The sequence below is a fragment of the Streptomyces sp. NPDC091279 genome, assembly GCF_044757465.1.
Taxonomy (GTDB): Bacteria; Actinomycetota; Actinomycetes; order Streptomycetales; family Streptomycetaceae; genus Streptomyces.
This window is the reverse complement of the sequence record NZ_JBIVVA010000003.1, coordinates 510,337-517,400: the sequence shown is the minus strand read 5'-3', so window position 1 is coordinate 517,400 and position 7,064 is coordinate 510,337. Positions and strand designations below refer to the sequence as shown.

The 7,064-nt window shown below is 73.7% G+C and carries 7 protein-coding genes; 4 read left to right on the top strand and 3 right to left on the bottom strand.

Features of this window, described 5'->3' with window-relative positions; all coding sequences use genetic code 11:
• Nucleotides 1–186 precede the first annotated feature (186 nt).
• Nucleotides 187–687, bottom strand: coding sequence for a hypothetical protein (locus ACIQOU_RS09235; RefSeq protein ID WP_401535443.1), 501 nt, complete (start codon nucleotides 685–687; stop codon nucleotides 187–189).
• Nucleotides 688–1,280: 593 nt separating this feature from the next.
• On the opposite strand from ACIQOU_RS09235, the gene ACIQOU_RS09230 reads away from it, so the two are divergent.
• The 3 genes from ACIQOU_RS09230 (at nucleotide 1,281) to ACIQOU_RS09220 (ending at nucleotide 4,684) form a co-directional block, all read left to right on the top strand.
• Complete coding sequence (locus tag ACIQOU_RS09230) at nucleotides 1,281–2,453, top strand: PP2C family protein-serine/threonine phosphatase (RefSeq protein WP_401535818.1); 1,173 nt, start codon at nucleotides 1,281–1,283, stop codon at nucleotides 2,451–2,453.
• A gap of 126 nt (nucleotides 2,454–2,579) precedes the next feature.
• Nucleotides 2,580–3,635, top strand: coding sequence for a hypothetical protein (locus ACIQOU_RS09225; protein WP_401535441.1), 1,056 nt, complete (start codon nucleotides 2,580–2,582; stop codon nucleotides 3,633–3,635).
• A 182-nt stretch (nucleotides 3,636–3,817) separates the two neighbouring features.
• Nucleotides 3,818–4,684 carry a hypothetical protein gene (locus tag ACIQOU_RS09220; RefSeq protein WP_401535440.1) on the top strand — a complete coding sequence of 289 codons (867 nt, stop codon included), beginning with the start codon at nucleotides 3,818–3,820 and terminating at the stop codon, nucleotides 4,682–4,684.
• Between the two features lie 106 nt (nucleotides 4,685–4,790).
• Here the strand turns inward: ACIQOU_RS09220 and ACIQOU_RS09215 are convergent, their stop codons facing one another.
• Entirely contained in the window at nucleotides 4,791–5,096 is a 306-nt protein-coding gene (locus ACIQOU_RS09215; RefSeq protein ID WP_401535438.1) for a DUF6401 family natural product biosynthesis protein, read from the bottom strand.
• Nucleotides 5,097–5,274: 178 nt separating this feature from the next.
• Nucleotides 5,275–5,436 (bottom strand): hypothetical protein, encoded by a 162-nt coding sequence (locus tag ACIQOU_RS09210; RefSeq protein ID WP_401535435.1) that lies wholly within the window; start codon nucleotides 5,434–5,436, stop codon nucleotides 5,275–5,277.
• A 97-nt stretch (nucleotides 5,437–5,533) separates the two neighbouring features.
• On the opposite strand from ACIQOU_RS09210, the gene ACIQOU_RS09205 reads away from it, so the two are divergent.
• The gene (locus ACIQOU_RS09205) at nucleotides 5,534–6,943 is read left to right on the top strand and encodes a tetratricopeptide repeat protein (protein ID WP_401535434.1); all 1,410 of its coding nucleotides are present in this window, start codon (nucleotides 5,534–5,536) and stop codon (nucleotides 6,941–6,943) included.
• Nucleotides 6,944–7,064 lie beyond the last annotated feature (121 nt).

Genomic DNA, 7,064 nt, shown 5'->3' with positions numbered 1-7,064 from the left:
GGTGCGGCCGGCCCCCGGGCCCGGTGGGGCCAACGGCCGGGGGGCCCCCCCGCGCCCCCCCCAACCACCCGAAGGGGGCGGTTCCGTGTTGTTTCGGCGGGGGGGGGGGGGGCCCGGGGGGGGGGGGCGCGGGGCCCCGACCCTTTGGCCGCGTGCGGGGTGCGCGGTGCGGGGCACGGGGTGCGGTCAGCGGATGCGGTTGCCGGCGGCGTCCTCGTGCGTGTAGTAGCGGTAGAAGAAGACGAGGAAGACGCCCGCGCCCACCGCGACGCCGAGGCCCGCGCAGCGCAGCACCGACTCGCCGGTCTGGCTGTAGAGGAACCCGATGGCCGCGCCCGCGAACGCCGATTTCACCAGCGAGTGCAGTTCGCGGTCGAGGCGGGGGGCGAACGTCGCGACCGCCAGGCACAGTGCGATGAAGGCGATCACCGTCACGAAGCCGAAGAGCAGGTTCCAGCCGGTGATCGGGCCGCCGTCGCGGCGGTTGGCTGCCGCCCAGTAGCCGTAGACGAGTCCGAGGATGATGGGGAGGCCGTATCTGGCTGCTCGGTGGACTCGGCCGCTGAAGATGTCGGGCAGGCCGTTGACGCCGATTCCGGTTCTGGTTCCGGTTCCGGTTCCGGTTCTGGTTCCGAGGCGGCTTGTGAAGCTGGGGCGTCCGCCGGGTGTGGGTGCCGCGTGAGCCATCAGAGCACTCCTCTCGCTCCTTGTCCCCGTTTCCAGGGCACACCTGGGGAGGGGGTTGGGCAAGTCGGGGTGCGGGTGGCTGCCGCCGGGGGCTGGGGGGCCTCTCCGGGGCGGGGCCGGATGCGCCGTTCCCCGCGCCCCTGGGGGTGGTGGGGCTTGAGTTTTGGGTGCGGGGCGGTGGGGGCTTGTCGCGCAGTTCCCCGCGCCCCTTGAGGGGTTGGATTTCGGGTGCGGGTTCGTTGTGGCTGGTCGCGCCGTTCCTCGCGCCCCTTGAGGGGTTGGATTTTGGGTGCGGGTTCGTTGTGGCTGGTCGCGCCGTTCCTCGCGCCCCTTGAGGGGTTGGATTTCGGGTGCGGGTTCGTTGTGGCTGGTCGCGCCGTTCCTCGCGCCCCTTGGGGGGTCGGTTTTCGGGTTTCTGGGGGTGTTGTGGCGGCTGTATGTGTGTTGGTGGGGACTGGGGGTGAGGGTTTTTGTGCGGTTGGTGGGGGTCGCATACTGGGGCCGTGGGTAGGACGGGCACCGGCAGCGGGGCTGCGGGCGCCGACGGCGAACGGCCGCCGGTTCCCGCCGGGCACGGCAGCCATGCCCGGCGTCTGCTCACCCGGCTCCCGGCGTTCGGCCCGCGCCCCCGGGCCGACGGTGAGGCGGACGAACTGAACCGGCACCGGCCGTTCAGCGTGCGTGGCCGCAGCCTCGCCTGGCTGCCGCCGGTCCTGCTGCTCCTGCTGATCGCACTGGTCGACTGGAACACCGCAGACGAGTTCCGGATCATCTCCTGGATCGTCCTGGTGCCCGGCATCGCCGCCGCCATCTGCGGGGTGCCCGGCACGGCCGTCCTCGCCTTCCTCGCGCTGGGCACCTACTTCCTCGTCGACAACGCCTGGCCGGGCCAGTACCGGGCGGGCTGGCCGGATTTCGTCCTCGTCGCCCTCGGCGGCACCCTCGCCACCCTCTTCTGCGCGCTCCGGGTGCGCGGCGAGCGCCGCATGCTGCACATGAGGGTCGTCGCCGAGACCACCCGGCGTACCGTCCTGCGCCCGCTGCCCGCCACCCTCGGCGGCCTCGACCACGCGGCCGTCTACCTCGCCGCCGACAGCGAGGCCCGGGTCGGCGGCGACTTCTACGACATCCAGCCGGGTCCGCACGGCACCCGCGTCCTGCTCGGCGACGTCCAGGGCAAGGGGCTCGGCGCGGTCGAGGCGGCCGCCGCCCTGCTCGGCACGTTCCGCGAGGCCGGTTACCACGAGAAGGACCTCGCGACCGTCGCCGCCCGCCTGGAACTGCGGATGCTGCGCCACCGCGGCCACTGCGCCGCCCTCGGCCGCGACGACGCCGACCGGTTCGCCACCGCCGTTCTGCTCGACTTCCCGGCGGGCGAGGCGGACTTCGTCGACGTCCTGGTGTTCGGGCACGATCCGCCGCTGGCCGTCGGACCCGGCGGGGTACGGCCGCTGCCGCCGGGCGACGGCCTCCCGCTCGGCCTCGGCGAACTCGAACCCGCCCGCGACCACGCGCCGACCGTGCGCCGGGTGACCCTGGGGCCCGGCGAGACCCTGCTGCTGACCACGGACGGGGTGACGGAGGCGCGGGACGCCGACGGGGCGTTCTATCCGCTGGTCGTGGACGTCGCCGGGGCCGTCGCCGCCGACCCGGGCGCCTGCGAACCGCCCCGTCTGGTGGCCTACGTACGGGACCGGACGCTGCGGCACTGCCGGGGCAGACTCGCCGACGACACCACCGTTCTCGCGGTGCGCAGGAGTCGTTGAACCGCTCCTGGGGCCGGACCGTGAACCGAACCTTCCGGAGGGACGTTTGCAGACCTGAGACCCACCTTTGCGACCGCAGCGGTTACGGTGCTGCGGTACGTGACCGACGAGGGATGGGGAGGGAACATGCCCGCGACCGTGCTGCTGCTCGCCGCGTCGCCGGTCGGCCGGGGCTGCCTGGTGGACGCGGCCTCCGTGCTCCCCGTGCTCGCCGCGGTCGAACCCGCCGTGCTGTCCGGCGCCGACACCGCCAACGTCGTCGAGCTGGCCGACCCCCTGGAACCGCAGGCCGTGCTGACCCGGCTGCGGGCCGCGGCGGCGGCGTCGGGGCCGCTCACCGTGTTCGTCACCGGGCAGCTCCAACTCGACCGCAAGCAGCGGCTCCCGCATCTCGCGCTGGCCCGCACCACGCCCGCGACGGTCCGTTACACGGCCCTGCCCTGGCACTGGCTGCGCGAGGAGCTGCGGTTGCGCCCGCCCGGCGCCACCAGCCTCGTCCTCGACCTGCACGCCGACGCCGAGACCTGGCAGTGGCTGCGCGCCAACCCGCTGGACGTGGGGCGGGGCAACGCCGTCTACGGCCGGGTCGCGCCGCCGCCAGGACGGCGGGCGGTGGCCTCGCCGACGTACATGAAGGCCGTCGCGACGATCCTGCGCAGCGGGCGGCGCCCGCCGTTGGAGGAACTGCACCAGCAGGCGCTGCTGCGGATCGCGGACGAGGCGCCGGGTCTGGTGCTGGCCGCGCACGGGCCCGCCCAGGACGACCCGCACGCGGCCATCTCCGCCGCCGTCCAGGCCGGCCGGCACGCCGACGCCGAGGCCCTCGCGGCCCACCACGAGCAGGCCGCCGTGCGCGCGCACGGGCCCGGTTCGGACCCGGCCCTGCACTGGAGCGAGGTCCGCGCCGACCTCGCGATGCTCGCGGGCGACCCGGCGCGCAGCTGCCGCACCTGGCTCTCGATCGCCGCCGCGCGCCTCGCGGCGGGCCAGCCCGCGGACGCCCCGGCCGTCGAGGCCGCCGTCGACCGGGCCCACCACCAGTGGGGCCAGCTCCACGAACCGGCCGACGCCCGCGAACTCGGCGCCCACCTCGCCGACCTGCGCTACCGGGTCCCCGGCCGCCGCGAGGGCGCCCTCGACCACGTGCGCCGCCAGCTCAGCCAGTTGCAGACGCAGGGCTAGCCGACGCGGCCGTTGCCGTGGGTCGTTTCTGCCGGTCGATTCCGTCGGTCGTTTCTGCCGGTCGTCTCCGTCGGTGGTCGTAGGGGTGGGTCACCCACATGGGGGTCTTCACCGGGGTCCCTGCCCCTAGGGGCTGCTATCCACTAGGGAGGGGGACGACCACCACGGAAGAAGGGGCCGCCATGGCCACCACCCTCTCCATAAACTTCACGTCAGGCCTCAACGACGCCTGGTCGAAGGTCGCCCAGTTCGTCCCGAAGCTCATCGGCTTCCTCGTCGTGCTGGCGATCGGCTGGTTCGTCTCCAAGTTGATCGCCCGGGTCCTGGACCGGGTCCTGCGCAAGGTGGGATCGGAGCGGCTCTCCGAACGGGCGGGCACGGCACGGCTGTTGCGCGACTCCACGTACGACATGACGGGCATCGTCTGCCGGATCATCTACTACGCGCTGATGCTGATCACCCTGCAACTCGCGCTCGGCGTCTTCGGCGCCAACCCGGTCAGCACGATGATCAACGGCATCGTCGCCTGGCTGCCGCGCGGCATCGTCGCGGTCGTCCTCGTCGTGATCGCCATGGCCATCGCCAACGCGGTCCGCTCCCTGGTGACCGGCGCGCTGTCGTCCGTCTCCTACGGCCGCACCATCGGCACCATCATGTGGGCCTGCATCCTCGCCCTCGGCGTCATCGCCGCGCTCGGCCAGGCCGGCATCGCGACCACGGTGACCCAGCCGGTGCTGTACGCGGCGCTCGCGGCCGGTGCGGGCATCCTCATCGTCGGCGTCGGCGGCGGCATGATCACGCCGATGCGGCAGCGCTGGGAACGGTGGCTCACCACCGCCGAGCAGGAGACGGCCCGCGCGAAGGGCAGCGTCTCCGCGTACCAGGCGGGCCGCGCGGACGCCCTCACCCACCAGCCGGCCCGCGAACGCACGGACCTGGGCGGCCGGGGCCGGGACATGGGCAACGACGGCGGCATGGGCGGCGGCATGGGCGGCCCGGGCGACGACCTGGGCGGCAGCACGCGCCGGGGACCCGGCGACCCCATGTGACGTCACCGCTCACCGGTCGGCCGCCGATGCCCTGGGGAGGGGCACGGCGGCCGGTCTTGGTGAGGGGGAGGGGAGGGGAGGGGAGGGGAGGAGTGCGGGGTCAGGGTCAGGGTCGGTCGAGCAGGTCGTGCCGGGTGACCAGCCAGGTGATGGCGGTGAGTCGGCAGACCGCGTAGTCGTGCCCGACGGGCTCGCGCCAGTCCGTCTCGTCCAGCGCGTCCAGGAACCCGAGCGCGTAGTCGACGAGGTCCTCCCGGTGCGGGGGCCGGGGGATGAGCCCGGGGTGGTTCGCGGCGAGCCGGTCCCGCAACTCGGCCACATGCTGATCGACGGCCGCCACGAAGGCAGGCTCGAACGCGAACTCCGCGAACCGGGGTCCGTACGTGTGGCTGATCTTGCCGAGCGGGGACATTTTTCTACGGTACGGGGGTTCGGGGCGGGGTATGGCGTGATTTCTGCCACCGGGGAGGCCGGGCCGGGACGCCGGGGGAGACCCCGAGCCTGCCCCTAGGGGACTTCCCGTACCCCCAGAGGATTCAGGGGTTTCCCGTAGCCCCCGAGGGCTAGGAGGGTGGGGGAGCGGGAGTCGCTCATCTCGTCGGCCGGTGGCTGTGCTGTGCGGTGCCGCAGGCCTGTTCCTCGTTCGTGGCGCCGGCCGCCGGGACCGCGTGCGAGGCGAGGATCAGGGTGGCGACGGCGACGACGGCCGCGCAGAGGGCTCGGGCGTAACGCTCGGCGATGTGTCGGAGCACGGAAACCCCTCGACAGGTTGTGTCGAACGCGCTTAAGACGCCGTTTAACCTAGGGCCAGCCGGGGGCAACAGCAAGAGGGACAAGGGGAGTTGGAGGATGCCGGAGCGCGATGACCCGGGTGCCGTCGGACGTCGGGTCCAGCAGTTGCGGACCGAACGAGGGCTGACGCGAGACCAGGTGGCGGAGCCCGTCTGTACGCCCGCGTACCTCACCTCCCTGGAGGCCGGCCAGCTCCACGCCTCCGACGAGGCGCTGCGCCACATCGCCGAACGACTCGGCGTCACCTACGAGGAGTTGACGGGCGACCCGGCCCCTACGGGTCACCCGGCCCCTACGGGTCACCCGGCCCCTACGGGTCACCCGGCCCCTACGGGGCACCCCGCCCCTGCCCACCACCTCACCGCGCGGTTGGCCGAGGCGCGGCGGGTGCTTGCGCTCGGGGAGACCGCGCACGCCGCCGAGCAGTACACCGGGCTGTTGGCCGAGGCGTTGCGGGACGGTCTCGACGACGCCGAGGCCGGTGCCCTGCTCGGGCTGGGTGAGTGTGCTCTCGACGCCGGTGAACTCGCCGCCGCCCGCCAGTACTTCGAACGTGCCGAGCGCACCCTCGCCGACGCCCCGCCCGCCGCCCGCGTCCCCGCCCTGCGCGGCCGGGCCGTCTCCCACTATCTCGCCGGTGAACTCCGTTACGCCGTCCACCTGTTGGAGACCGCCCTCGACGAGCTGAACCGGGGAGGACCGCACGACCCCGATGCGCTGCTGCTGCTCCACGCGAGCATCATCGGGCCGTACATGGACATGGGGGCGCACGCGCGGGCCGCCCAGGCCGCCGAGTCCGCGCTCACCCTCGTTCCGCAGGCGGGCGACCCCGCCCTGGTCGCGCGCACGCACCGGTCGGTCGCCCGCACCCTGCTCGCCGAGGGCCGGGTCGCCGAGGCCGACGCGTCCCTCGCCAAGGCCGCCGAGCTGTACCGCACCCTCCATCTGCGCACCGAACTCGCCAACTGCCACTGGATGCGCGGCTACGTCTGTGCCCAGAACGGCGAACTGGAGCGTGCCGAGGAGGAGTTGAGGCAGGCCCTCACCATGCTCGCCGCCGGTCGCGCCGCCCTCTACTCCAGCCAGGCCGCCGTCGAACTCGCCGACGTGCTGCATCGGCGCGGCAAGTCCGAGGAGGCCGCCGAACTGCTGCACAACGTCCTCAGCGACCTCAGCCCCGAGCGCGGCGCCCTGCACTCCGCCGCCGCGCACCGGCTGCTCGGCATCATCGCCGAGGACGCCCAGGACACCGACGCGGCCGAGGAACACTACGTCCGCGCCCTCAGTCTGCTGGAACGGGCGGGCGCGGCGGGCGACCTCGCCGACCTGTGCCGGATGCTGGGCGACCTGCTGCGCCGCACCGGCCGGATCGAGGCGGCGCTCGACGCGTACCGCACCGGCCTCGGCCACCGCACCGCCCCCGGCACCACCACCCTGGGCCCGGCCATGGCCCGGCCACCCCTGTAATACCCGTAGCCCCCCGCACGCCCACCCCCCCCGACCCACAGGTGGTTCCCGGGAGAACCCCGAGCGGCACACAGCCACCGTGGCTACGGTTCCCGCGACCGACGCCGAGCGATGTGACGTC

Coding starts and splice junctions, on each gene's coding strand:
- ACIQOU_RS09235 (WP_401535443.1), bottom strand. CDS start 687: ATGGCTCACGCGGCACCCACACCCGGCGGACGCCCCAGCTTCACAAGC.
- ACIQOU_RS09225 (WP_401535441.1), top strand. CDS start 2,580: ATGCCCGCGACCGTGCTGCTGCTCGCCGCGTCGCCGGTCGGCCGGGGC.
- ACIQOU_RS09220 (WP_401535440.1), top strand. CDS start 3,818: ATGGCCACCACCCTCTCCATAAACTTCACGTCAGGCCTCAACGACGCC.
- ACIQOU_RS09215 (WP_401535438.1), bottom strand. CDS start 5,096: ATGTCCCCGCTCGGCAAGATCAGCCACACGTACGGACCCCGGTTCGCG.
- ACIQOU_RS09205 (WP_401535434.1), top strand. CDS start 5,534: ATGCCGGAGCGCGATGACCCGGGTGCCGTCGGACGTCGGGTCCAGCAG.